The sequence below is a fragment of the Streptomyces sp. NPDC051322 genome (assembly GCF_040689485.1).
Classification (GTDB): Bacteria; Actinomycetota; Actinomycetes; order Streptomycetales; family Streptomycetaceae; genus Streptomyces.
Genome location: NZ_JBFBAK010000001.1, coordinates 730152 through 752655, shown reverse-complemented (window position 1 = coordinate 752655; position 22504 = coordinate 730152). Strand labels below are relative to the sequence as shown.

Below are 22504 nucleotides of genomic sequence, written 5' to 3'. Positions count from 1 at the left end.
GAGAGAGTCCCCCCGCACCATGTCGATCGACGTCAACAACGAGTCCGGAACCGAGGTCGACGAGCAGGCGATCCTCGACATCGCCCGGTACGCCCTCACCCGGATGCGGATCCACCCGCTCTCCGAACTCTCGGTGATCGTGGTGGACACCGCCGCCATGGAACAACTGCACATCCAGTGGATGGATCTCCCCGGCCCGACCGATGTCATGTCCTTCCCGATGGACGAGCTGCGTCCGCCGGCCAAGGACGACGAGGAGCCCCCGCAGGGGCTCCTCGGTGACATCGTGCTCTGCCCCGAGGTCGCCAAGCAGCAGGGCGACGAGGCGCCGACCCAGCACTCCATGGACGAGGAGCTCCAACTCCTCACCGTCCACGGTGTGCTGCACCTGCTCGGATACGACCACGAGGAGCCCGACGAGAAGGCCGAGATGTTCGGTCTCCAGGCGGCCATCGTCGACGGCTGGCGGACGGAGAAGGGACTGACAGGTCCCTCCCCGGCGCCGACCGTTTCATGACCACCCAGCTGATCGTCGGCGCGGTCGCCCTGGTCGTCGTCGCGTGGCTGGCGGCGAGCGCCGAGGCCGGCATCGCGCGTACGTCGACGTTCCGGGCGGCCGAGGCCGCCCGGTCCGGGCGGCGCGGCAGCGAGAAGCTGGCGCAGATCGCCGCCGATCCCACCCGTTATCTCAATGTGGCGCTACTGGTGCGGGTGGCCTGCGAGATGGCGGCCGGCTCCCTCGTCACCTACGTCTGCCTGCACGAGTTCACCGAGACCTGGCAGGCCCTGACCCTCGCCATCGGCGTGATGGTCCTGGTCAGCTATGTCGCGGTCGGTGTCTCACCGCGCACCATCGGCCGCCAGCACCCGCTCAACACCGCGACCGCGGCGGCCTACGTGCTGCTGCCGCTGGCCCGGGTGATGGGCCCCGTCCCCCAGCTGCTGATCCTCATCGGCAACGCGCTGACGCCCGGAAAGGGCTTCCGCAAGGGGCCGTTCGCCTCCGAGGCGGAGCTGCGCTCCATGGTCGACCTGGCGGAGCAGGCGTCGCTCATCGAGGACGACGAGCGCCGGATGGTGCACTCGGTCTTCGAGCTGGGCGACACCCTGGTACGCGAAGTGATGGTCCCGCGCACCGACCTGGTCTGCATCGAGCGCTCCAAGACGATCCGTCAGGCCACCACCCTGGCGCTGCGTTCGGGTTTCTCCCGGATCCCGGTGACCGGCGAGAACGAGGACGACATCGTCGGCATCGTCTACCTCAAGGATTTGGTCAGAAAGACCCACATCAACCGGGACTCGGAGACCGATCTGGTCTCCACGGCGATGCGCTCCGCGGTCTTCGTGCCGGACACCAAGAACGCCGGCGATCTGCTGCGCGAGATGCAGCAGGACCGCAATCACGTCGCCGTCGTCATCGACGAGTACGGCGGCACCGCCGGCATCGTGACCATCGAGGACATCCTGGAGGAGATCGTCGGGGAGATCACCGACGAGTACGACCGCGAGCTCCCCCAGGTGGAAAATCTGGCCGAGGGCCGCTTCCGGGTCACCGCCCGCCTGGACATCGACGATTTGGGCGAGCTCTACGGCCTGGACGAGTTCGACGACGAGGATGTGGAGACCGTAGGCGGTCTGCTGGCCAAGGCGCTGGGCCGGGTGCCGATCGCGGGCGCGTCGGCCGTGGTCGACCTTCCGGACGGGCGGCGGCTGCGCCTCACCGCGGAGTCCCCGGCCGGCCGCCGGAACAAGATCGTCACCGTACTCGCCGAGCCGGTCGAGACGGCGAAGACTGCCGAGTGAGGCAGCCGAGTGAAGGGGACACCGGAATGACACCGCAGGAACTCAGGTCCTTCTGCCTGGAGTTGAACGCCGCGACCGAGGAGTTCCCCTTCAACCCGGAGACCTCGGTGTTCAAGGTCTGCGGGAAGGTCTTCGCGCTCACCCAACTGGACGGCGACCCGCTGCAGATCTCCCTGAAGTGCGACCCGGACGAGGCGGTCCGGCTGCGCGCCGCCCACGAGGGCATCGTGCCGGGCTGGCATCTCAACAAGCGCCACTGGAACACGGTGACGGTCGGGCTGCTGCCCGACCGTCAGGTCCGTGAGCTCATCGAGGATTCGTACGACCTGGTGGTGGCCGGTCTGCCGAAGGGCGAACGCCTCCGGCTCGACCGGCCCTGAAACACCGGGCGCCCCGGTCACCGGCCGGGTGGATCACCCTATGCTCGGCGTATGAGCGACAACACCGACACCGATGCCGGGGCCCTCGACGCCGAGGACCGCAAGATCATCACCCTGGCGCGCAGCGCGCGGGCCCGTAACGGGGTACCCGAGGGCGCAGCCGTGCGGGACGAGACGGGGCGCACCTACGTCGCGGGCACCGTGGCCCTCGCATCGCTGAAGCTCTCGGCGCTCAGGACCGCCGTCGCGATGGCGGTGGCGAGCGGCGCGCAGTCGCTGGAGGCGGCGGCCGTGGTCGGCGAAGCGGCGGCTGTCACGGACGAGGACCGTGCCGCTGTACGCGATCTCGGCGGCCCGTCCACCCCCGTCCTGCTCGCCACCCCCGACGGCACCCTCCGCTCCACCGTCCCGGCAGCCTGACCTCATTCCCGGTGGGGGAGAAGCAAGCCCGTCCGGTGTTTGAGGACAAAGCGGCCGCAGGCCGCACCCCCGCCGGGACCCGAGGTCACAACGCGTCGGGGCCGCGCTCGCCCGTCCGGACCCGGACGATCGTCTCGACCGGCACGGCCCAGACCTTGCCGTCGCCGATCTTCCCGGTCTGCGCGGCGCCCACCACCGCGTCGATGACGGCATCGAACTCGGCGTCCTCCACCACGACTTCGATACGCACCTTCGGCACCAGATCGACGCGGTACTCGGCGCCCCGGTACACCTCGGTGTGGCCCCGCTGACGGCCGTAACCGCTGGCCTCGGTGACGGTGAGACCGTTGACGCCGAGTTCCTGGAGGGCGGTCTTCACCTCGTCGAGCTTGTGCGGTTTCACAACCGCCGTGATCAGCTTCATCGCGTGACCGGCTTCATGGCTTGACCTTCTGCGTCGCGGAGGCGGAGAGCGGGGAACCGTGTCCCAGCACGCCATGATCGTAGGCGCTCTCGGCATGCACCGTCAGGTCCAGGCCCTGATACTCGTGCTCCTCCTCCACCCGGAAGCCGGTCAGCCGGTCGATGGCCTTCCCGATGCCGTAGGTGACGGCGAAGGCGTACACCCCGACGGCCACCACGCCGACCGCCTGCCGGCCGAGCTGGCCGAAACCGCCCCCGTACAGCAGGCCCTCCGGGCCACCGGTCATCGCCGAGGTGGCGAAGAGGCCGATGAGCAGGGTCCCCACGATGCCGCCGACCAGGTGCACCCCCACCACGTCCAGCGAGTCGTCGTAGTTGAGCTTGAACTTCCAGCCGACGGCGTACGAGCAGAGCACGCCGGCCGCCAGCCCGACCACCAGCGCCCCGACCAGACCGACCGAACCACAGGCCGGGGTGATCGCGACGAGGCCCCCCACCGCACCGGACGCCGCGCCCAGCGTGGTCGGGTGGCCGTCCCTGCGCTGTTCCACGAAGAGCCAGCCGAGCAGGCCGGTGCAGCCCGCCGCGAGGGTGTTGAGGAAGGCCGCGGCCGCCAGGCCGTTGGCGCCCAGCGCCGAGCCGGCGTTGAAGCCGAACCAACCGAACCAGAGCAGTCCGGCACCCATCACGACCATCGGCATGTTGTGCGGGCGCATCGCGTCCTTCCGGAAGCCGAGCCGCGGCCCGAGGACCAGACACAGCGCCAGCCCCGAAGCGCCGGAGCAGATCTCGACCGGCATGCCGCCGGCGAAGTCCAGCGCCTTCAGGTCCGCGACGATCCAGCCACCGGGCCCCCACACCCAGTGCGCGACCGGAACGTATACGAGCAGCGTCCACAGCGGGACGAAGACCAGCCAGGCGCCGAATCGCGCGCGGTCCGCGATCGCCCCGCTGATCAACGCCGCCGTCACGATCGCGAAGGTGAGTTGGAAGGTCGCGAAGAGCAGTGTCGGGACGGACCCCTGGACGCTGCCCGGGCCGATCCCGGCCATGCCGATGTGGCCGAGACCACCGATCAGCCCGGCGCCGGTGTCGTCGCCGAAGGACAGCGAGTAGCCCGCGATCAGCCACACCACGGTGACCAGCGCGATCGAGACGAAGCTCATCATCAGCATGTTCAGAACGCTCTTGCTGCGGACCATGCCGCCGTAGAAGAGCGCGAGGCCGGGCGTCATCAGCAGCACAAGGGCGGTCGCGGCGAGCAGCCAGGCGGTGTCGCCGGTGTCGATACCGGCCGCCAGTGTGGTCAGGGGTGTCGCAGGCGTCGCGAGCGTCACAAGGGGGTCCACCTCTCCCGGTACGGTCCGTAGAGGTTCGCCTGTCTGCGTTTCCAGGTGGCTGCACCCGTGTTTCGTCCATATTTCGTGTTGCGGGAGCATTGCCGGAAGCTCACCGGGCGCCGGCCTGGTCGGCGGGGACCGGCCGATCGGGGAGAATGGGCGCCATGAGCGTTCACAGCCAGTCATCCGAAGCCGCCCACCGGGCCGGCTTCGCCTGCTTCGTCGGCCGCCCCAACGCGGGCAAGTCCACTCTCACGAACGCTCTCGTCGGCAAGAAGGTGGCGATCACCTCCAGCCGTCCGCAGACCACCCGCCACACGGTGCGCGGTATCGTGCACCGCCCGGACGCGCAGCTGATCCTGGTGGACACCCCCGGTCTCCACAAGCCGCGCACGCTGCTCGGTGAGCGCCTCAACGACGTGGTGCGGACCACTTGGGCCGAGGTCGACGTCATCGGCTTCTGCGTGCCCGCAGACCAGAAGCTCGGGCCCGGCGACAAGTTCATCGCCAAGGAACTCGCCGGGATCAAGAAGACCCCGAAGATCGCCGTCATCACCAAGACCGACCTGGTGGACGGCAAGCAGCTCGCCGAGCAGCTCATCGCGATCGACCAGCTCGCCGCCGAACTCGGCTTCGAGTGGGCCGAGATCATCCCGGTCTCCGCCGTCGGCGACAAGCAGGTCTCCCTGCTGGCCGACCTCATCGCCCCGCTGCTCCCGCTCAGCCCGCCCCTGTACCCCGAGGGCGACCTCACCGACGAGCCCGAGCTGGTCATGGTCGCCGAGCTCATCCGGGAGGCCGCGCTGGAAGGCGTACGGGACGAGCTGCCGCACTCCATCGCGGTCGTCGTCGAGGAGATGCTGCCTCGCGAGAACCGCCCGGCGGACCGGCCGCTCCTCGACATCCACGCGAACGTCTACATCGAGCGGCCGAGCCAGAAGGGCATCATCATCGGGCCCAAGGGGGCCCGGCTGAAGGACGTCGGCATGAAGTCCCGCAAACAGATCGAGGCCCTGCTCGGCACACCGGTCTTCCTCGACCTGCACGTGAAGGTCGCGAAGGACTGGCAGCGGGACCCGAAGCAGCTGCGGAAACTGGGCTTCTGAGCGGGCCGCCCCGTCGCCGCGGGCGCCGGGACGAGGCGGGCCGGGCCAGGCTCACGCCCCCTCTTTCAGCACCCGCGAGATCAGCTTCCGCTGCGCCTCGCTGAGGTGCGGGTCCGCGCAGTGGACCGTGCGGTCGTCCACCGTGATCCGGTAGTGGAAGCCGTCCGGCACCCCGGCGGGCGGCGCGTCCCGGCCCGAGGTGACCGCCCGGTCGGCCAGGACGTGCCACTCGTCCGCGTCGGGCAGGTTCGAGGTGTCCACCTCGGCCCGACGCGGAACGCCGGCGAATCCTCCCGTGCGGCTGACTTCGATACGCATGGGAACGGTCTACCCGCTTCTCGCTCGTTACGCGCCTGTCGGAACACCGACCGTGGACCAGGCCTTCACGACGGCCTCCTGCTCGGCGCCGCTGCCGAAGCGGGCCCGGGCTGCGGCCACGGTCAGCCGGGCGAAGTCCGCGAAGGTCGCGGCGGCCGGCAGCTCGCCGCCGGTCAGGGTGTCGTACCAGACCTGCCCGGCCCGCTCCCAGGCCTTGCCGCCGAGGGCCGTGGCCAGCAGGTAGAACGCGTGGTTGGGGATGCCGGAGTTGAGGTGCACCCCACCGTTGTCGTCGTCCGTGGTGACGTAGTCGGTCATGGTGGCCGGCTGCGGATCCTTGCCGAGCACGTCGTCGTCGTACGCGGTCCCCGGGGCCTTCATCGAGCGCAGCGCCACACCCGAGACGCCGGGGGCGAGGAGTCCGGCGCCGATCAGCCAGTCGGCCCGGTCGGCCGTCTGGTCCAGGGCGTACTGCTTGATGAGAGAGCCGAACACGTCGGATACCGACTCGTTGAGCGCGCCGGACTGGCCGGAGTAGTCGAGGTTCGCGGTGTACTGGGTCACGCCGTGGGTGAGTTCATGGCCGATGACGTCCACCGGGATGGTGAAGTCGAGGAAGATCTCGCCGTCTCCGTCACCGAAGACCATCTGGCGGCCGTCCCAGAAGGCGTTGTTGTACTTCTGGTCGTAGTGGACGCTCGCGTCGAGCGGCAGGCCGCTGCCGTCGATCGAGTGCCGCCCGTACGCCTTGAGGTACAGGTCGAAGGTCGCACCGAGCCCGGCGTACGCGCGGTTGACGGTCGCGTCCTTGACGGCCTCGTCGCCCTCGCCGCGCACCTTCCGGCCGGGCAGACCGGTGCGGTGCCCGGCGTCGTACACCGTGCGCTGCGGGGTGTCGCCGGGGGTGGCACCGGGCGCGACGAGGGTGGCGGCGAGCCGACGGGCGCGGTGACCGGCGTCCGCCTGGAGTGTGCGGCGGGCCGGTTCCGATACGGCGGGGTCGTCGGCGGCGGCCAGCCTGTCGAGGATGTGGGGCGGCACGATCGTGCAGAAGACGGGATGCGCGTTCATGCTCTGCAATGTGGCACTGCGTCCCAGTAATGTCACCTGTTGTGACGGGTATTGCCGAAAACGAGTGATCAACGCCCGGCGGCCGTTACCCCTCCGGCGTCCCGCATAGTGATACGGCAGCGGCATTCCGGGCGCCGCTCGGCTAAGCTGCCGGACATCATGCGTTTCGGGCTGCTTCTCCTTAGCTGCCGCGGCGAGGGCCTGTAGTCGTAGGCCGACCCCCTCCCCGCGGAGTCTGGTGCTGCAGCGAGACCCAGTCGGCCTCTTCCGTTGGACACCCGAGGAGCCCTACGCAGATGTCGAATCCGACGCCGATCACCAACGCCACCCACGCCCAGCAGCCGTCCGGCATGCCGGTGCACAAGTACCGCCCGTACGAAGCGGTGGAGATCCCGGACCGCACCTGGCCCGAGAACCGGATCACCCGGGCCCCTCGCTGGCTGTCCACCGACCTGCGGGACGGCAACCAGGCCCTGATCGACCCCATGTCGCCCGCCCGCAAGCGCGAGATGTTCGATCTGCTGGTGAAGATGGGTTACAAGGAGATCGAAGTCGGCTTCCCCGCTTCCGGCGACACCGACTTCAACTTCGTGCGTTCCATCATCGAAGAAGAGGGCGCGATCCCTGAGGACGTGACCATCTCCGTCCTCACCCAGGCCCGCGAGGACCTGATCGAGCGCACCGTCGAGTCGCTGCGCGGCGCGCGCCGGGCCACCGTGCACCTGTACAACGCCACCGCGCCCACCTTCCGCCGGGTGGTCTTCCGCGGTTCGAAGGACGACATCAAGCAGATCGCGGTGGACGGCACCCGGCTGGTGGTGGAGTACGCCGAGAAGATCCTGGGCCCCGAGACGACCTTCGGCTACCAGTACAGCCCGGAGATCTTCACCGACACCGAGCTGGACTTCGCCCTGGAGGTCTGTGAGGCCGTCATGGACGTCTGGCAGCCCGAGGCCGGCCGCGAGATCATCCTGAACCTGCCGGCCACCGTGGAGCGTTCGACGCCGTCCACGCACGCGGACCGGTTCGAGTGGATGTCCCGCAAGCTGTCCCGCCGCGAGCACGTCTGCCTGTCCGTACACCCGCACAACGACCGCGGCACGGCCGTCGCCGCCGCCGAACTGGCCATCATGGCGGGCGCGGACCGCATCGAGGGCTGCCTGTTCGGTCAGGGCGAGCGCACCGGCAACGTCGACCTGGTCACCCTGGGGATGAACCTGTTCAGCCAGGGCGTCGACCCGCAGATCGACTTCTCGCAGATCGACGAGGTGCGCCGCACCGCCGAGTACTGCAACCAGATGGAGATCCACCCCCGCCACCCCTACGCGGGCGACCTGGTCTACACGTCCTTCTCCGGCTCCCACCAGGACGCCATCAAGAAGGGCTTCGACGCCATGGAGGCCGACGCGGCGGCGCAGGGCAAGACGGTCGACGACATCGAGTGGGCCGTCCCGTACCTGCCGATCGACCCCAAGGACGTGGGACGTTCCTACGAGGCCGTCATCCGGGTCAACTCGCAGTCCGGCAAGGGCGGTATCGCCTACGTCCTGAAGAACGAGCACAAGCTGGACCTGCCGCGCCGGATGCAGATCGAGTTCTCGAAGATCATTCAGGCCAAGACCGACGCCGAGGGCGGCGAGGTGACCCCGCAGGACATCTGGTCGATCTTCCAGGACGAGTACCTGCCCAGCCCCGGCAACCCGGCGTCCCAGTGGGGCCGTATCCAGCTGCGCTCCGGCCAGACCACCACCGACACCGACGGCCGGGACACCCTGACCGTCGAGGCGGTCGTGGACGGTCAGGAGACCGCGCTGACGGGCACCGGCAACGGCCCGATCTCCGCGTTCTTCGCGGCGCTGGCCGAGACGGGCGTGGACGCACGGCTGCTGGACTACCAGGAGCACACGATGAGCGAGGGCGCCAGCGCGCTGGCCGCCTCGTACATCGAGTGCGCGATCGACGGCAAGGTCATGTGGGGCATCGGCATCGACGCCAACACCACGCGCGCCTCGCTGAAGGCGGTCGTCTCCGCGGTCAACCGCGCCGCCCGCTGACCTGTCGATCACTGGGCCACGGCCAGTGGGCCAGTGATCGACACCGGGACCGTCCACGCGGACCCGATTATCTGTTCCGGTCCGGTCCCGGCCTCATGAACCCTCAGTGACCTGGCGTTTCCCTGGGCCCCGGCCACCCGCAGCGGTGGCCGGGGCCGAGTCATCTCGCGTCAGGGGCTGACGTCAGATCGCCAATGTGGCTAACATCACGTGCACGCGGCAATGATGCCGAGGTGTTACGGAGGTGAGCCGTGCTGCCAAGCAAGGGACGAAGCGGCAAGAAGTCGATCATCTGGGCCGTCCGCACCTCCTGGGACACCGTCGGCGACGGCGAGTTCTTCTGCGCCGACTGCGGGGGAGACCGCAACTACCGCCGTGTCACCGGCCATCGCCGTCTCACCGTGCTCGGCCTGCCGCTGCTGTCCCGGGGCCGCACCGGGCCGTTCGTCGAATGCACCGCCTGCGAGACCCATTTCTCCACCGACGCCCTCGACCACCCCACCACCACGCGCTTCTCCGCGATGCTGCGCGACGCCGTGCACACCGTCACCCTCGCCGTCCTCACCGCGGGCGGCACCTCCTCGCACACGGTCACCGAGACCGCCGTCGCCACCGTCAGGGCCGCCGGGTTCGACGAGTGCACGGAGGAGCAGCTGACCGCCCTGGTCGACGCGCTCGCCGCCGACACCGGCCGCTTCCTCACCGACGCCGAGCCGTGCGGTGCGGCGCTCACCATCGAACTCCACGAGGCGCTGCAGCCGTTGGCGCCGCATCTGGCGCCGGTGGGCCGCGAATCCATTCTGCTGCAGGGCGCCCGCATCGCTCTCGCGGACGGCCCCTACAGCCCGGCGGAGCGCGAGGTGCTGGCCACCGTCGGCGGGGCGCTGCAGCTCCGCGCCGATGACACCACCCGGCTGCTGGCAGCCGCGGCCCGTATGCCGTCCTGAACCGACCGGGCGTCCTGAACCGACCAGGCTGTTCCTCTCGTTCCGTACGCGACAATGGACCCCATGAGTCTTTTCCGGGACGACGGCATCGTGCTGCGGACCCAGAAGCTCGGTGAGGCCGACCGCATCATCACGCTTCTGACCCGCGGCCACGGGCGGGTGCGTGCCGTCGCGCGGGGGGTGCGGCGTACGAAGTCGAAGTTCGGGGCGCGGCTGGAGCCGTTCTCCCATGTCGATGTGCAGTTCTTCGCCCGCGGCAGTGAACTCGTCGGGCGAGGGCTTCCGTTGTGCACACAGAGTGAGACGATCGCTCCGTACGGTGGTTCCATCGCGGGGGACTACGCCCGCTACACCGCCGGCACGGCCATGCTGGAGACCGCGGAACGCTTCACCGACCATGAGGGCGAGCCGTCCGTGCAGCAGTATCTGCTGCTGGTCGGTGGGCTGCGCACGCTGTCCCGGGGGGAGCACGCGCCGCATCTGATCCTGGACGCCTTTCTGCTGCGCTCCCTCGCCGTCAACGGCTACGCCCCCAGCTTCGACGACTGCGCGAAGTGCGGCCTGGAGGGGCCCAACCGCTTCTTCTCGGTGGCGAGCGGCGGAGTGGTGTGCGGTGACTGCCGGGTGCCCGGCAGCGTCGTACCCTCTGCGGAGGCCGTCGGGCTGCTCAGTGCGCTGCTGACCGGGGACTGGCCGACGGCCGATGCGGCCGAGCCGCGGCATGTCAGGGAGGGGAGCGGACTGGTGTCCGCCTATCTGCACTGGCACCTGGAGCGCGGACTGCGCTCGATGCGGTACGTGGAGAAGTAACCAGAGAAGTAGTGAGAGGAAGACGAGCTCATGGCACGACGCGGGATTCTGGGGCGCGGCAAACGCGAGTACAAGGTGCCGGAGCCGCACCCGTCGGGCGCGCGCCCACCGAAGATCCCCGGCGAGCTGGTCCCGAACCACGTCGCGATCGTGATGGACGGCAACGGCCGCTGGGCCAAGGACCGGGGGCTGCCGCGCACCGAGGGGCACAAGGTGGGCGAGTCCACCGTGCTGGAAGTGCTCAACGGCTGTATCGAGATGGGCGTCAAGAACCTCTCGCTGTACGCCTTCTCCACCGAGAACTGGAAGCGCTCACCCGACGAGGTGCGCTTCTTGATGAACTTCAACCGTGACGTCATCCGGCGCAGGCGCGACGAGATGGACGAGCTCGGCATCCGTATCCGCTGGGTGGGCCGGATGCCCAAGCTGTGGAAGTCGGTCGTCGAGGAGCTGCAGGTCGCTCAGGAACAGACCAAGTCCAACGATGCGATGACGCTGTACTTCTGCGTCAACTACGGCGGCCGCGCGGAGATCGCCGACGCGGCGCAGGCCATCGCACGGGACGTGGCGGCGGGGAAGCTCGATCCGTCGAAGGTCAACGAGAAGACCTTCGCGAAGTACATCTACTACCCGGACATGCCGGACGTGGACCTCTTCCTGCGCCCGAGCGGCGAGCAGCGCACCTCCAACTACCTGATCTGGCAGAGCGCGTACGCGGAGATGGTCTTCCAGGACGTCCTGTGGCCGGACTTCGACCGGCGCGACCTGTGGCGGGCCTGCCTGGAGTTCGCCCAGCGCGACCGCCGCTTCGGCGGCGCGATCGAGCAGCAGCCGCCCGCGTAACCGGGGGCTCCGCCCCCGAACCCCCGGTCCTCAAACGCCGGACAGGCTTGAGACCAAGCCCGTCCTGGGGGCACCTCCCAGCGGTAGCTGGGGGACGATTGAGGACACGCCCGGAGGGCGTACCAGGCAAGCCGGGCGCGCAGCGCCTAACCTCGGCCGCCCTCCGCCGAGGAGCCCGCACAGTCGGAACAGGTCCCGAAGACCTCCACCGTGTGCGCCACGTTCACATACCCGTGTTGCGCCGCGATGGACTCGGCCCACTTCTCCACCGCGGGCCCCTCCACCTCGACCGCCTTGCCGCACGCCCGGCAGACCAGATGGTGATGGTGGTCACCGGTCGAGCAGCGCCGGTAGACGGACTCGCCGTCGCCGGTGCGCAGCACGTCGACCTCGCCCGCGTCGGCGAGCGACTGCAGCGTGCGGTAGACCGTGGTCAGGCCGACCGAGTCGCCGCGGTGCTTGAGGACATCGTGCAGCTCCTGCGCACTGCGGAACTCGTCCACCTCGTCGAGTGCCGCAGCCACCGCGGCCCGCTGCCGGGTCGACCGGCCTCGTACTGGTGCTCCCGCTGTCACAGGTGCCTCCTTGCCGTCCGTCGCCCGCACATATGTCGGGCCATTGTGCCAGCTCGGTCAGGATCCGACCGAGTCCATCGGCTCGCGCACGGCCGGCACCGGAATGTCGCACCCGGCTCCGGCCGCCTCGACGGCCCGCGCGCGCCGCCTCGCCAGCGGGGCGGCCAACGCGGTCAGGGCGATGAAGACGCCGATGGCCAGCAACACAATTGTCGCGCCGGGCGGGACGTCCTGGTAGTAGGAGACGACGGTTCCGGACAGGGTCGCGGCCGTGCCGATGACCACGGCCAGCGTGAAGGTCAGCGCGAACGACTTCGACAGCTGCTGGGCCGCCGCCACCGGAACCACCATCAGCGCGCTGACCAGCAACAGCCCGACCACGCGCATGGCGACGGTGACGGTGACGGCGGCGGTCACCGCGATCAGCAGATTGAGCGCGCGCACCGGAAGCCCGGTGACCCGGGCGAACTCCTCGTCCTGGCTGACCGCGAAGAGCTGCCTGCGCAGCCCGACCGTGACCAGCACCACGAAGGCGGCGAGCAGACAGATCGAGGTCACTTCGCTGCTGGAGACGGTGGCCAGCGAGCCGAAGAGGTACGAGGAGAGGTTGGCGGTGGAACCGGTGGAGGAGATGTTGATCAGCAGCACCCCGCCCGCCATACCGCCGTAGAAGAGCATCGCCAGTGCCACATCGCCGCGCATCCTCCCGTAGGAGCGGATCAGTTCCATGGTGACCGCGCCGAGGACCGAGACCAGGGTCGCCATCCACACCGGGCTGCTGTTCAGCAGAAAGCCCAGCCCGACGCCGGTCATGGCGATGTGCCCGATGCCGTCGCCCATCAGGGCCTGGCGGCGCTGGACGAGATAGATGCCGATGGCGGGGGCGGTGATCCCGACCAGGACGGCGGCGAGCAGCGCCCGCTGCATGAGAACGCTCTGCAGGATTTCCATGGTCAGCTCAGCAGTCCTGTGCGGGCCGGCTCGACGGCCGAGGAGTGGGGGTGGACGTGGTCGTGGCCGGGCAGGGCATGTTGCCCGACGGCCTCCGGCGGTGGCCCGTCGTGGGTGACGCAGCCGTCGCGCAGCACGACCGCGCGGTCGATCAGCGGCTCCAGTGGCCCCAGTTCATGCAGCACCAGCAGCACGGTCGTCCGCGCGGCGACCTGCTCGCGCAGGGTGGAGGCGAGGATCTCCTGGCTGGCCAGGTCGACGCCCGCCATCGGCTCGTCCATGATCAGCAGTTCGGGTTCGGATGCCAGCGCGCGGGCGATCAGGACCCGCTGGTGCTGGCCGCCGGAGAGGGCGTTCACCGAGTCCCCGGTCCGGTCGGTGAGTCCCACGAGCTCGATGGCCCGGGCGACCGCGGCCCGGTCGGCCCTGGACGGCCACTTCAGCTTCGTACGGGACAGCCGCCCGGAGGCGACGACCTCGCGCACGGTCGCGGGCACCCCGCCGGCCGCTGTGGTGCGCTGCGGCACGTACCCGATGCGGGCCCAGTGCCGGAAGCGGGCGAGCGGGGTACCGAAGAGTTCGATCCCGCCGCCGGTGAGCGGCACCTGCCCGATCACCGCACGGACGGCGGTCGACTTGCCCGAACCGTTGGCACCGAGCAGGGCGACGACTTCGCCGCGGTGCACGGTGAGGTCGATGCCACGCAGCACGGGGCGCGAGCCGAGGCTGGCTGTCGCTCCCCGCAGGGAAATGACGGGTTCGTGCTCCATGGGGCGTGCCTCCGGGGCCGGGATCGATTCTGTCACTTCGCGCCGAGTGCGTTCTGGAGCGCGACGAGGTTGGACTGCATGACCTCGATGTAGTCATCGCCCTTGGACTTGGCGGTGATTCCCTCGAGCGGGTCCAGTACGTCCGTCTTGACGTGCAGGTCGCCGGCCAGGGTCTTCGCGGTGTCGGGGTCGGCGATCGTCTCGAAGAACACCGTGGACACGTGGTGCCCGGCGGCGAGCGTGTGCAGGTCCCTCATGCGCGAGATGCTCGGTTCGCTCTCCGGGTCGATGCCGCTGATGGCCTCCTCGGTGAGGCCGTAGCGCTCGGCGAGGTAGCCGAAGGCGGCGTGGGTGGTGATGAAGGTGTCGGACGTGCGGTTCCTGAGCCCGTCGGCGTACTGCTTGTTGAGCGCGTCGAGCTTCTTGACCAGGGCGTCGGTGTTCTTCTGGTAGTCCGCCTTGTGGGCCGGGTCGGCGGCGGCGAGCGTCTTGTTCACGCCCTTGGCGATCCGGGCGAACCGCACCGGGTCGAGCCAGACGTGTGGATCGGCGCCCGCCTCGGTCTGCGAGTGCGAGTCGTTGTTGCCCGTGGTGTGGTGGTGGCCGTCCACCTCGGTGCCGTGCTTCTCGAGCGGGACCATGGAGGCGGCGTCGGCCGTGTGCTTGACGCCGGACTGCTTGATCGCCTCGTCGACGGCCGGCTGCAGCCCCTTGAGGTAGACGATCGCGTCCACGCCGGAGAGCGCGACGGTCTGCTTGGGGCTGAGCTCGAGATCGTGCGGCTCGACGCCGGGCTTCGTCAGATCGGTGACCGAGACGTGGTCGCCGCCGATCTGCTGGGTCAGGTACTGCAGCGGATAGAACGACGCCACCACGTCGAGCTTGCCGTCGCTGCGGTCCGCCGCGGTGGAGGAACCGGAACAGGCGGAGAGCAGGACCATGCCGAGAGCGACTGCTCCGGAGACGGCGGCGGCGGGTATGAGGCGTCTTACGTTCATGACAGTCATTTTCAACAAAACTGGAAACGATTGTCAACAAGCACCTCTCGGCGGCCGATCCCGGCACCGAGCGGGAACCGATTTGATCCGGGGGGTGCAGCCGCCGGTAACCTGAAGCATTCCGCTGTTCGTCATCGTCGTAATGAAGAGAGCACCGTGGCCGCCGACAAGATCGACACCATCGTCAGCCTGAGCAAGCGCCGTGGCTTCGTCTACCCCTCCAGTGAGATCTACGGCGGCCAGCGGGCCGCCTGGGACTACGGGCCGCTGGGTGTCGAGCTGAAGGAGAACATCAAGCGTCAGTGGTGGCGCTACATGGTCACCTCGCGCGAGGACGTGGTCGGTCTCGACTCGTCGGTCATCCTGGCCTCCGAGACCTGGGAGGCCTCCGGCCATGTGGCGACCTTCTCCGACCCGCTGACCGAGTGCACCTCCTGTCACAAGCGCTTCCGCGCGGACCACCTGGAGGAGGCGTACGAGGAGAAGCACGGCCACCTGCCCGCGAACGGCCTCGCCGACCTCAACTGCCCCAACTGCGGAAACAAGGGCACCTTCACCGAGCCCAAGAACTTCTCGGGTCTGCTCTCCACCCACCTCGGCCCGACCCAGGACAGCGGCTCCGTCGCCTACCTGCGTCCGGAGACCGCCCAGGGCATCTTCACCAACTTCGGCCAGGTGCAGCAGACCTCACGCAAGAAGCCGCCGTTCGGCATCGCGCAGATGGGCAAGTCCTTCCGGAACGAGATCACTCCGGGCAACTTCATCTTCCGCACCCGCGAGTTCGAGCAGATGGAGATGGAGTTCTTCGTCAAGCCGGGCGAGGACGAGCAGTGGCAGGAATACTGGATGGAGCAGCGCTGGAACTGGTACCGCGACCTGGGCCTGCGTGAGGAGAACATGCGGTGGTTCGAGCATCCGAAGGAGAAGCTCTCCCACTACTCCAAGCGCACCGCTGACATCGAGTACCGCTTCCGCTTCGGCGGCAGCGAGTGGGGCGAGCTGGAAGGCGTCGCCAACCGCACCGACTTCGACCTCTCCGCGCACGCCAAGGCCTCCGGCACCGACCTCTCCTACTTCGACCAGGAGAAGGGCGAGCGCTGGACGCCGTACGTCATCGAGCCCGCGGCGGGTGTCGGCCGCACCATGCTGGCCTTCATGCTCGACGCGTACAACGAGGACGAGGCGCCCAACGCCAAGGGCGTGATGGAGAAGCGCACCGTGATGCGTCTCGACCCGCGCCTGGCGCCGGTCAAGGTCGCGGTGCTGCCGCTGTCCCGGAACCCGCAGCTCTCGCCGAAGGCCAAGGGCCTGGCGACCGACCTGCGGAAGAACTGGAACATCGAGTTCGACGACGCGGGCGCCATCGGCCGCCGCTACCGCCGTCAGGACGAGATCGGTACGCCGTTCTGCGTCACCGTCGACTTCGACACGCTCGACGACAATGCGGTGACCGTCCGCGAGCGCGACACGATGAAGCAGGACCGCGTCTCGCTGGACCAGATCCAGTCGTACCTGGGCAGCCACCTGCTGGGCTGCTGACCGTCGTACCTGCCCGGCTGAGCCCTCGGTTCCGTATCAGGAACCGGGGGCTTCGTCCTGTGCCTGAGGTGACGGCTCGGCCCGTCATTTCTGCACTTCCTGTTGTCCGGGGGCCTCGAAGCCGCTGGTGTCGAGATCGATACCGAAGGGCGCCGGAATACGCAGCTTCTCACCGAAGGGAAGGGTGAGATGCGAGGCGTAACCCGTGGCTGAGGGCGACCAGAAGATGGTGGTCTCCTCCTTCTGCATGTCCAACAGGAGGTAGAGGGGAATACCCGCGCCGCCGTACACCGTGACCTTGTCGGTCCGGTCGTCGTCCCGGGTGGAGGAGGAGGTCGGCTCCGCGACGAGGACGAGTGACTCGCCGTCGAGATAGCGCTTCCGGGTGCGAGCCGTACAGGCTCAGCGCGATGAGGGCTCCGGCTCGCCCTGAGGCGTCGGCGCGGGGACCGGGGGAGCGGTGGGCAGGTCGCGGTGGCGGCGGATCGGGGAGAACCACAGGAGGGACGCCGCCGCCGGGAGACCCGCGATGGTGATCCACAGTGCGGTGCGGGTGCCCAGCGCCTCGCCGAGCGCGCCGCCGATGAGGGCGCCGAGCGGGATGGTGCCGTAATTGAGGAAGGCGGCGGACGCGCTGATCCGGCCCAGCACCTCCTTGGGGCAGTACTGCTGCCGGAACGTCGAGGAGATAATGTTGCCCGCGATGACCCCGAACGAGACCGACATGTAGCCGATCAGGAAGAGCACCAGCCCCGGTCCCCGCGTGGTCAGCGGGATCAGCAGAGCCAGCGACGGAAGCAGTTCGAAGAAGAGCAGGGCGCGTGCGGTGCCGATGCGGGCGGCGAGGCGGCGCGCGGCGAAGGCGCCGAGGATGCCTCCGATGCCGCCACCGGTCATCAGCGCGCCGATGACGCCCGAGGAGAGGTGGACCTCGCGGACCAGGAAGACCACCAGGATCGACTGATAGGCCATCAGCGCCAGGTTGGCGGCGCCACCGTTGACGGTCATGGCGCGCAGATACGGGTCGCCGAACGTCAGCCGCAGCCCTGTGCGGATCTCCCGGCCGAGTGCGCCGCGCGAGCGCGGGGCGACGGGACCGCGCGGCTCCCGGTGCTTGATGCGCAGGACACAGAGGAAGGACACCGCGAACGTCGCGGCGTTCACGAAGAGCCCGTTGGCCGCGCCGACCGCCTGGACCAGGAAGCCGCCCGTCCCGTATCCGGCGAGCTGAGCCGCCGACTCGCTGCCGTGCAGCTTGGAGTTGCCTTCCGCCTGGTCCTCGGGCGCGACGAGGTGGGGGAGCAGCGCGGTGTACGCGGTCTGGAAGAAGACGGTGGCTGTGCCGACCAGCAAGGCGGTGACGAGCAGATAGCCGATCGTCAGCAGTCCCAGCCAGGCGGCCGCAGGTATCCCGGCGAAGAGCAGTAGCGCGGCCGCGTCGGCGGCCAGCATGACGGGGCGGCGCGGCAGTCGGTCCACCCAGGCGCCGGCCGGTAGCCCGATGAGCAGCCACGGCAGCCAGGTGACCGCGGTGAGCAGGCCCACCTGGAATGTGGAGGCGTGCAACATCGTGACCGCGACCAGCGGGAGAGCGACCGAGGTGACCGAGGCGCCGTACTTGCCGGTGGTCGAACCGGTCCAGAGGTGCCGGAAGTCGCGGTTGCGGAGGAGGAGACTGCGGGGAGCGGTGCGCTCGGTCGTGCCCGTCGTCGTCATGGCACTGAAGGTACCTTGCAGAGGGTTCTCTGCACAGTCATTTGCAGAGAATCCTCTGCATTATTTCCTCGATGGGCCGGCAGCGGCTCAGTCCTTGCGCTCGCGGCGCGGGAACGCCTGGATCTGGATGCTGATCGGCAGCGACCCGGGCGCGGGCGGCTCGTCCGCCGACGGGTAGTAGTTGTCGATGACGGCCATCAGATCGGCGTTCAATTGCTTCAGCCGGTCCGGCGTCAGGCGCAGGTCGTCCCAGTTGGAGATGGTCCCGGAGCGTTCCCACTCGTCCGGCCATGCCTGGGACAGATAGGCGGTCACCCGTTGGAAGTGCTGCTGAATCAGTTCCTGCAGATACACGTCGACGGCCTCGCGCGCCGCCGGATCCTTGCGCAACTGCTCGGTGTGCAGCACCTGCCGGTCTTCGACCGCCCGCCACCAGCGCTCGCGCTTCGTACCGCGCTCCACGTCCTCCTCGATGAAGCCGTGCTCGGCGAGATGCCGCAGATGCCAGCTCACCGTGCCGGTGTTCTCCCCGAACTCCTGGGCCAGCCGGGTCGAGGTCGCAGGCCCGTCGCGGCGCAGCGACTCCAGGATGCGCACCCGCAGCGGGTGCGCGAGGGCGCGCAGGCTTCGGGCGTCGATGGTCCGTACGGGCTTGTCACTGGGCATGCGGGCAGCGTAACCGGCCCTCAGCGCTGCTCCTCGGCTTCCCCGGGGCCGTCGGTCGCCCGCCACCGACAGTGCGTGCCTCGAGTCCGCGCAGCAGCAGATTGCGTACCGCGACGAACGCCTCCTCGATGCCGGGGCTGTTCCACTCCGCCGCGTACACCGGATCGTGGAAGCGGTCGGTGGCATCGAAGACCGCGCGGGCCACGGTGGCGTGTTCGGCCTCGCCGACGGTGAACTCCCCGTCCTGGCAGCCGTCCGCGATGATCCGGGTGAGCTGCTCGGTCAGCACCTCGACATGGCGCTCCACCACGCTGCTGCTCTCACCGGCCAGCACGTTGTACGTGGCGAACAGTTCGGGGTCTCCGCCGGCCTTGTGACGCTTGGCGGTGAAAAGCGCGGTCAGCCAGCCCGCCAGCCGGACCGGCGCCGGGCCTGCCTGCCGGGCGGTGTACCGGGCGAGCTCGACCACCGTGCGGTCCAGCCAGCGCTCGGTGACGGCCTCCCGCAGCGCGGCCTTGGTGCGGAAGTGCCGGTAGACGCTGCCGTGGCTGACGCCCAGCACCCGAGCCACATCGACCACCGTCGCCTTCGCGGGACCGTGGCGGCGCAGCACCTCCTCGGTGGCCCGGAGAATGCGCTCGGGTGTCAGGACTTCGGGCGTCATCGGGTCTGCGCTGCCTTTCTGCGCTGCCTTGCGCGGGACGGATCGCAGTCGACCGTACCCGCCGGTCAGCGCTCGCTGTCGAGGTGGGCCATCTGGGCTGCGGGGTAGCGCTCGCCCGCCGCGGCATCGGCCGGGACGGCCCGCTCGATGGCGCTGAGGTCGCCGGCGTCCAGTGCCACGTCCACGGATCCGATGGCCTCGGTCAGCCGGTCGCGACGGCGGGCGCCGATCAGTGGCACGATGTCCTCACCCTGAGCCAGCACCCAGGCGATGGCGATCTGTGCGACGGACACCCCCTTCTGCTCGGCGATCTTGCGCAGCGTTTCCACCAGATCGAGGTTGTGCCGGAGGTTCTCGCCCTGGAAGCGCGGGCTCATGCCGCGGAAGTCGCCGGGGGCCAGCTCACGGTCACGGGTGAAGTGCCCGCTGATCAGACCGCGGGAGAGCACTCCGTACGCGGTGATGCCGATGCCCAGCTCGCGGGTCACCGGCAGGATCGCCTCCTCGATGCCGCGCGAGATCAGCGAGTACTCGATCTGCAGGTCGGCGATGGGGGCGACCGCGGCGGCCCGGCGGAGGGTGTCCGCGCCGACCTCGGAGAGGCCGACGTGCCGGACGTGACCGGCCTCGATCAGCTCGGCGATGGCCCCGACGGTCTCCTCGATCGGCACGTCCGGGTCGACCCGGGCGATCCGGTAGATGTCGATGTGGTCCGTGCCGAGCCGCTGGAGTGAGTAGGCCGCGAAGTTCTTGACCGCGTTCGGTCGGCCGTCGTATCCGGTGAAGCCGCCCTCGACGGTGCGCAGGGCGCCGAACTTGACGCTGGTGAGGGCCTGTTCGCGGTGGGCGGCGGGGGCGGTACGCAGTGCCTCGCCGATCAGGAGTTCGTTGTGGCCCATGCCGTAGAAGTCACCCGTGTCGAGCAGCGTGATCCCGGCGTCGAGTGAGGCGTGGATGGTGGCGATGGACTCGGCGCGGTCGGTTTCGCCGTACATCCCGGACATGCCCATGCAGCCGAGGCCGAGCGCGGCGGTCCGGGGTCCGGTGGAGCCGAGGGGGCGGGTGGGAATGGCAGGGGTGGTGGCCATGGACGTGTCCTCCGGAACTGGTGGGGTGGTGGTCGGGCGCGTGGCGGGTCGCCACCCACTCTGGCATGACAACTGACAGATTTCAATATCTGTCAGTTGTGGGTGCGGCGCGCCGGGCGGCCGGAAAAATGGTGCGGCCGTCGCCGACGCGCCCGGTACGCTGACCGGCATGGCAAAGAGTCGTAACAACCTTCTTGGCGTGGGCGGGCAGCGCAAGAAGATGCCCCGCTCCGGAGCACAGAGCTCGGCGGCGGCGGGCGCCGAGGACCGCAGGTCAGCGGCAGACCAGAAGCAGGAACTGCTGCGGAAGATGCGCGAGCGCGCGGAGGGAAGCGAGACGCCGGAGACCCCCGCGACCTCCGAGACCCCCTCGGCCGACGAGCAGGACTGACAGCAGCAAGAACGGAAACCGGTGGGCCCGGAACGCGTTACGCGATCCGGGCCCACCGCTGTCCCACCGCACCTCGAAGGGCTACCGCACCGCGCCGCGCGGCAGCCGCAGGCTGAGCAGCGCCGTGACGGCGACCGTGCCGAGCTGTAGCAGCAGGGTGATCGCCAGCGCCTCCCGCATGCCCATCGAGGAGCTCAGCGACAGGAAGAGGCTGCCGAGCGTCGCCACCCCCAGCGCCAGCGCGGACTGCTGTGTGGTGGTCATCACGCCGCTGCCGACACCGGCCCGGTCCGACGGCACGTCGGACAGCACGATGCGCATCAGCACCGGCAGTTGCAGGCCCTGGCCGAAGCCGGCCACGGCGGTCCCCGGCGCCAGGGCGGCTATGCCCAGGTCCGGCCAGCCCCACCACACGGTGGCCGCGATCCCCGCGACACCGACGAGCTGGATCAGCGACCCGGCGGTCACCACCCGGCTCCCGTACCGGCCGACCAGCCGGGGCCCGGCCAGCGAGGCCACGAAGAACGCGGCTGCCATCGGCACCAGCGCGAGGCCCGCGGTCACCGGCCCCATCCGCAGTCCCTGCTGCAGCGCGACCGCGATCACGAACATGAAGCCGCCGAAACCTATGGAGAACGGCAGCACCAGCGCCAGCCCGCGCCGCAGCGAGTCCAGCCGCAGCAGGCTCGGCGGCACCAGCGGTACCTCGCCCCGGCGGTCGGCCGCCCGCTCGGTGCGGAAGAAGGCGAACGCGGCGAACGGGAAGACAGCGAGCGAGACCCAGGTCCACAGCGGCCAGCCGGCTGCCCGGCCCTCGGTCAGCGGTGCGAGCAGGGTGACCAGTGAGACGCCGAGCAGCAGCGTCCCGGGGACGTCCACCGGCGCCGGCCGGTCGGACTTGGTCTCGGGCACGGAGCGGACCGCGAGGATCAGTCCGACGACGGCAACCGGGACATTGACCAGGAAGATCGACCGCCAGCCGGTTCCTGCGACGTCGGCGGCCACCAGGACACCGCCGAGGATCTGCCCGGCGACCATGGAAAGGCCCGCGGTGGCTCCGTAGAGCCCCATCGCTTTGGCCCGCCGGGGCCCGGCCGTGGTGGACTGGATGGTGGCAAGCACCTGCGGCAGCATCAGTGCCGACGCGGCGCCCTGCGCCACCCGCGCCCCGACCAGCGCCCAGGCGTCGGGGGCGAGACCGCAGGCAAGGGAGGTCAGGCCGAAGGCCGCCATGCCCAGCAGAAAGAGCCGGCGCCGCCCGATCATGTCCCCGAGCCGGCCGCCGAGCACCAGCAGGACGGCGTACGCGACGCCGTAACCGGCGACCACCAGCTCCAGCATGGCGGGGCCCGCGGCCAGGTCGTGTTCGATCGTGGGCAGCGCGACGTTGACGATGAAGAAGTCGATCAGCGGCAGCGCCGCCCCGAGCAGCACCGTGAACAGCCCGAGCGTGCCGAGCACCGGAGTGGGGTGGTCGTGCCGGGTGACGGTGGGGGTGACGGATGAGGTGGGTCGTACCGTTGTGTTGCTCACGGAGTCGAGAATCCACCGTCTCGCAGCCTGGTACCAGAGTCTGCTTATCCTGGTAGAAGCAGTACCTGGCAATGGGCTGAGCATTGCGGCACCCTGAG

Annotated in this window: 24 protein-coding genes and 1 pseudogene; 11 read left to right on the top strand and 14 right to left on the bottom strand. The window is 69.4% G+C overall.

The window, feature by feature from the left end; all coding sequences use genetic code 11:
* Positions 1–19: 19 nt before the first annotated feature.
* The 4 genes from ybeY to AB0436_RS03505 are packed head-to-tail and all read left to right on the top strand — an operon-like array spanning position 20 to position 2603.
* Positions 20–517, top strand: a complete 498-nt coding sequence (gene ybeY / locus AB0436_RS03520) for an rRNA maturation RNase YbeY (RefSeq protein ID WP_365849986.1) — start codon at positions 20–22, stop codon at positions 515–517.
* Complete coding sequence (locus AB0436_RS03515) at positions 514–1803, top strand: hemolysin family protein (protein WP_366465974.1); 1290 nt, start codon at positions 514–516, stop codon at positions 1801–1803. The genes ybeY and AB0436_RS03515 overlap by 4 nt, the downstream gene beginning before the upstream one ends.
* 26 nt (positions 1804–1829) lie before the next feature.
* A complete protein-coding gene (locus tag AB0436_RS03510) occupies positions 1830–2183 on the top strand; it encodes an MmcQ/YjbR family DNA-binding protein (RefSeq protein WP_366465973.1) in 354 nt (117 codons plus the stop codon).
* Positions 2184–2234: 51 nt separating this feature from the next.
* Positions 2235–2603 carry a cytidine deaminase gene (locus AB0436_RS03505; protein WP_366465972.1) on the top strand — a complete coding sequence of 123 codons (369 nt, stop codon included), beginning with the start codon at positions 2235–2237 and terminating at the stop codon, positions 2601–2603.
* A gap of 85 nt (positions 2604–2688) precedes the next feature.
* Here the strand turns inward: AB0436_RS03505 and AB0436_RS03500 are convergent, their stop codons facing one another.
* Both AB0436_RS03500 and AB0436_RS03495 read right to left on the bottom strand, forming a co-directional pair.
* A complete protein-coding gene (locus AB0436_RS03500) occupies positions 2689–3027 on the bottom strand; it encodes a P-II family nitrogen regulator (protein ID WP_366465971.1) in 339 nt (112 codons plus the stop codon).
* Positions 3028–3040: 13 nt separating this feature from the next.
* A complete protein-coding gene (locus AB0436_RS03495) occupies positions 3041–4336 on the bottom strand; it encodes an ammonium transporter (RefSeq protein ID WP_366466146.1) in 1296 nt (431 codons plus the stop codon).
* A gap of 194 nt (positions 4337–4530) precedes the next feature.
* On the opposite strand from AB0436_RS03495, the gene era reads away from it, so the two are divergent.
* Entirely contained in the window at positions 4531–5472 is a 942-nt protein-coding gene (era, locus tag AB0436_RS03490; RefSeq protein ID WP_366465970.1) for a GTPase Era, read from the top strand.
* 51 nt (positions 5473–5523) lie between these two features.
* Here era and AB0436_RS03485 read toward each other — a convergent pair whose 3' ends face one another.
* Both AB0436_RS03485 and AB0436_RS03480 read right to left on the bottom strand, forming a co-directional pair.
* Entirely contained in the window at positions 5524–5790 is a 267-nt protein-coding gene (locus tag AB0436_RS03485) for a protealysin inhibitor emfourin (RefSeq protein WP_366465969.1), read from the bottom strand.
* A gap of 27 nt (positions 5791–5817) precedes the next feature.
* On the bottom strand, positions 5818–6861 hold the full coding sequence (locus AB0436_RS03480; protein ID WP_366465968.1) for a M4 family metallopeptidase: 1044 nt from the start codon (positions 6859–6861) through the stop codon (positions 5818–5820).
* 296 nt (positions 6862–7157) lie between these two features.
* Here AB0436_RS03480 and leuA point away from each other — a divergent pair, with 296 nt between their 5' ends.
* The 4 genes from leuA to AB0436_RS03460 all read left to right on the top strand — a co-directional run bounded on the left by leuA (position 7158) and on the right by AB0436_RS03460 (position 11515).
* Positions 7158–8915, top strand: a complete 1758-nt coding sequence (leuA, locus tag AB0436_RS03475; RefSeq protein WP_366465967.1) for a 2-isopropylmalate synthase — start codon at positions 7158–7160, stop codon at positions 8913–8915.
* Between the two features lie 251 nt (positions 8916–9166).
* The gene (locus AB0436_RS03470; protein ID WP_366465966.1) at positions 9167–9862 is read left to right on the top strand and encodes a TerB family tellurite resistance protein; all 696 of its coding nucleotides are present in this window, start codon (positions 9167–9169) and stop codon (positions 9860–9862) included.
* 63 nt (positions 9863–9925) lie between these two features.
* Complete coding sequence (recO, locus tag AB0436_RS03465; protein WP_366465965.1) at positions 9926–10672, top strand: DNA repair protein RecO; 747 nt, start codon at positions 9926–9928, stop codon at positions 10670–10672.
* Positions 10673–10702: 30 nt separating this feature from the next.
* On the top strand, positions 10703–11515 hold the full coding sequence (locus tag AB0436_RS03460; RefSeq protein WP_366465964.1) for an isoprenyl transferase: 813 nt from the start codon (positions 10703–10705) through the stop codon (positions 11513–11515).
* A gap of 146 nt (positions 11516–11661) precedes the next feature.
* Here the strand turns inward: AB0436_RS03460 and AB0436_RS03455 are convergent, their stop codons facing one another.
* From AB0436_RS03455 to AB0436_RS03440, 4 genes are read right to left on the bottom strand one after another with little or no spacing between them, the layout of a single operon-like run.
* Complete coding sequence (locus AB0436_RS03455) at positions 11662–12090, bottom strand: transcriptional repressor (protein WP_366465963.1); 429 nt, start codon at positions 12088–12090, stop codon at positions 11662–11664.
* Positions 12091–12147: 57 nt separating this feature from the next.
* The gene (locus tag AB0436_RS03450) at positions 12148–13041 is read right to left on the bottom strand and encodes a metal ABC transporter permease (RefSeq protein WP_366465961.1); all 894 of its coding nucleotides are present in this window, start codon (positions 13039–13041) and stop codon (positions 12148–12150) included.
* 2 nt (positions 13042–13043) lie between these two features.
* Positions 13044–13811, bottom strand: coding sequence for a metal ABC transporter ATP-binding protein (locus AB0436_RS03445; protein ID WP_366465960.1), 768 nt, complete (start codon positions 13809–13811; stop codon positions 13044–13046).
* Positions 13812–13843: 32 nt separating this feature from the next.
* Positions 13844–14809, bottom strand: coding sequence for a metal ABC transporter substrate-binding protein (locus tag AB0436_RS03440; protein ID WP_366465959.1), 966 nt, complete (start codon positions 14807–14809; stop codon positions 13844–13846).
* Between the two features lie 156 nt (positions 14810–14965).
* Between AB0436_RS03440 and AB0436_RS03435 the strand changes: the two genes are divergently transcribed.
* The gene (locus tag AB0436_RS03435) at positions 14966–16348 is read left to right on the top strand and encodes a glycine--tRNA ligase (RefSeq protein ID WP_366465958.1); all 1383 of its coding nucleotides are present in this window, start codon (positions 14966–14968) and stop codon (positions 16346–16348) included.
* An 84-nt stretch (positions 16349–16432) separates the two neighbouring features.
* Here the strand turns inward: AB0436_RS03435 and AB0436_RS03430 are convergent.
* The 5 genes and pseudogenes from AB0436_RS03430 to AB0436_RS03410 form a co-directional block, all read right to left on the bottom strand.
* A pseudogene (locus AB0436_RS03430) lies at positions 16433–16705 on the bottom strand (Uma2 family endonuclease); the annotation flags it as partial.
* A 45-nt stretch (positions 16706–16750) separates the two neighbouring features.
* On the bottom strand, positions 16751–18064 hold the full coding sequence (locus AB0436_RS03425) for an MFS transporter (RefSeq protein ID WP_366465957.1): 1314 nt from the start codon (positions 18062–18064) through the stop codon (positions 16751–16753).
* Between the two features lie 87 nt (positions 18065–18151).
* Positions 18152–18730, bottom strand: coding sequence for a helix-turn-helix domain-containing protein (locus AB0436_RS03420; protein ID WP_366465956.1), 579 nt, complete (start codon positions 18728–18730; stop codon positions 18152–18154).
* Positions 18720–19394 carry a TetR family transcriptional regulator gene (locus AB0436_RS03415; RefSeq protein WP_366465955.1) on the bottom strand — a complete coding sequence of 225 codons (675 nt, stop codon included), beginning with the start codon at positions 19392–19394 and terminating at the stop codon, positions 18720–18722. The genes AB0436_RS03420 and AB0436_RS03415 overlap by 11 nt, the downstream gene beginning before the upstream one ends.
* Positions 19395–19459: 65 nt before the next feature.
* Positions 19460–20482: an aldo/keto reductase gene (locus AB0436_RS03410; RefSeq protein WP_366465954.1), complete on the bottom strand. Its 1023-nt coding sequence runs from the start codon at positions 20480–20482 to the stop codon at positions 19460–19462.
* A 169-nt stretch (positions 20483–20651) separates the two neighbouring features.
* Between AB0436_RS03410 and AB0436_RS03405 the strand changes: the two genes are divergently transcribed.
* Entirely contained in the window at positions 20652–20873 is a 222-nt protein-coding gene (locus tag AB0436_RS03405; protein WP_366465953.1) for a DUF6243 family protein, read from the top strand.
* Between the two features lie 81 nt (positions 20874–20954).
* On the opposite strand, the gene AB0436_RS03400 is transcribed toward AB0436_RS03405, so the two are convergent.
* Complete coding sequence (locus AB0436_RS03400) at positions 20955–22406, bottom strand: MFS transporter (RefSeq protein ID WP_366465952.1); 1452 nt, start codon at positions 22404–22406, stop codon at positions 20955–20957.
* Positions 22407–22504 lie beyond the last annotated feature (98 nt).

Excerpts from the sequence above, each read along its gene's own strand:
- ybeY (WP_365849986.1), top strand. The coding sequence starts at position 20 with ATGTCGATCGACGTCAACAACGAGTCCGGAACCGAGGTCGACGAGCAG.
- AB0436_RS03515 (WP_366465974.1), top strand. The coding sequence starts at position 514 with ATGACCACCCAGCTGATCGTCGGCGCGGTCGCCCTGGTCGTCGTCGCG.
- AB0436_RS03510 (WP_366465973.1), top strand. The coding sequence starts at position 1,830 with ATGACACCGCAGGAACTCAGGTCCTTCTGCCTGGAGTTGAACGCCGCG.
- AB0436_RS03505 (WP_366465972.1), top strand. The coding sequence starts at position 2,235 with ATGAGCGACAACACCGACACCGATGCCGGGGCCCTCGACGCCGAGGAC.
- AB0436_RS03500 (WP_366465971.1), bottom strand. The coding sequence starts at position 3,027 with ATGAAGCTGATCACGGCGGTTGTGAAACCGCACAAGCTCGACGAGGTG.
- era (WP_366465970.1), top strand. The coding sequence starts at position 4,531 with ATGAGCGTTCACAGCCAGTCATCCGAAGCCGCCCACCGGGCCGGCTTC.
- AB0436_RS03485 (WP_366465969.1), bottom strand. The coding sequence starts at position 5,790 with ATGCGTATCGAAGTCAGCCGCACGGGAGGATTCGCCGGCGTTCCGCGT.
- AB0436_RS03480 (WP_366465968.1), bottom strand. The coding sequence starts at position 6,861 with ATGAACGCGCATCCCGTCTTCTGCACGATCGTGCCGCCCCACATCCTC.
- leuA (WP_366465967.1), top strand. The coding sequence starts at position 7,158 with ATGTCGAATCCGACGCCGATCACCAACGCCACCCACGCCCAGCAGCCG.
- recO (WP_366465965.1), top strand. The coding sequence starts at position 9,926 with ATGAGTCTTTTCCGGGACGACGGCATCGTGCTGCGGACCCAGAAGCTC.
- AB0436_RS03460 (WP_366465964.1), top strand. The coding sequence starts at position 10,703 with ATGGCACGACGCGGGATTCTGGGGCGCGGCAAACGCGAGTACAAGGTG.
- AB0436_RS03450 (WP_366465961.1), bottom strand. The coding sequence starts at position 13,041 with ATGGAAATCCTGCAGAGCGTTCTCATGCAGCGGGCGCTGCTCGCCGCC.
- AB0436_RS03445 (WP_366465960.1), bottom strand. The coding sequence starts at position 13,811 with ATGGAGCACGAACCCGTCATTTCCCTGCGGGGAGCGACAGCCAGCCTC.
- AB0436_RS03440 (WP_366465959.1), bottom strand. The coding sequence starts at position 14,809 with ATGAACGTAAGACGCCTCATACCCGCCGCCGCCGTCTCCGGAGCAGTC.
- AB0436_RS03425 (WP_366465957.1), bottom strand. The coding sequence starts at position 18,064 with ATGACGACGACGGGCACGACCGAGCGCACCGCTCCCCGCAGTCTCCTC.
- AB0436_RS03420 (WP_366465956.1), bottom strand. The coding sequence starts at position 18,730 with ATGCCCAGTGACAAGCCCGTACGGACCATCGACGCCCGAAGCCTGCGC.
- AB0436_RS03415 (WP_366465955.1), bottom strand. The coding sequence starts at position 19,394 with ATGACGCCCGAAGTCCTGACACCCGAGCGCATTCTCCGGGCCACCGAG.
- AB0436_RS03410 (WP_366465954.1), bottom strand. The coding sequence starts at position 20,482 with ATGGCCACCACCCCTGCCATTCCCACCCGCCCCCTCGGCTCCACCGGA.
- AB0436_RS03405 (WP_366465953.1), top strand. The coding sequence starts at position 20,652 with ATGGCAAAGAGTCGTAACAACCTTCTTGGCGTGGGCGGGCAGCGCAAG.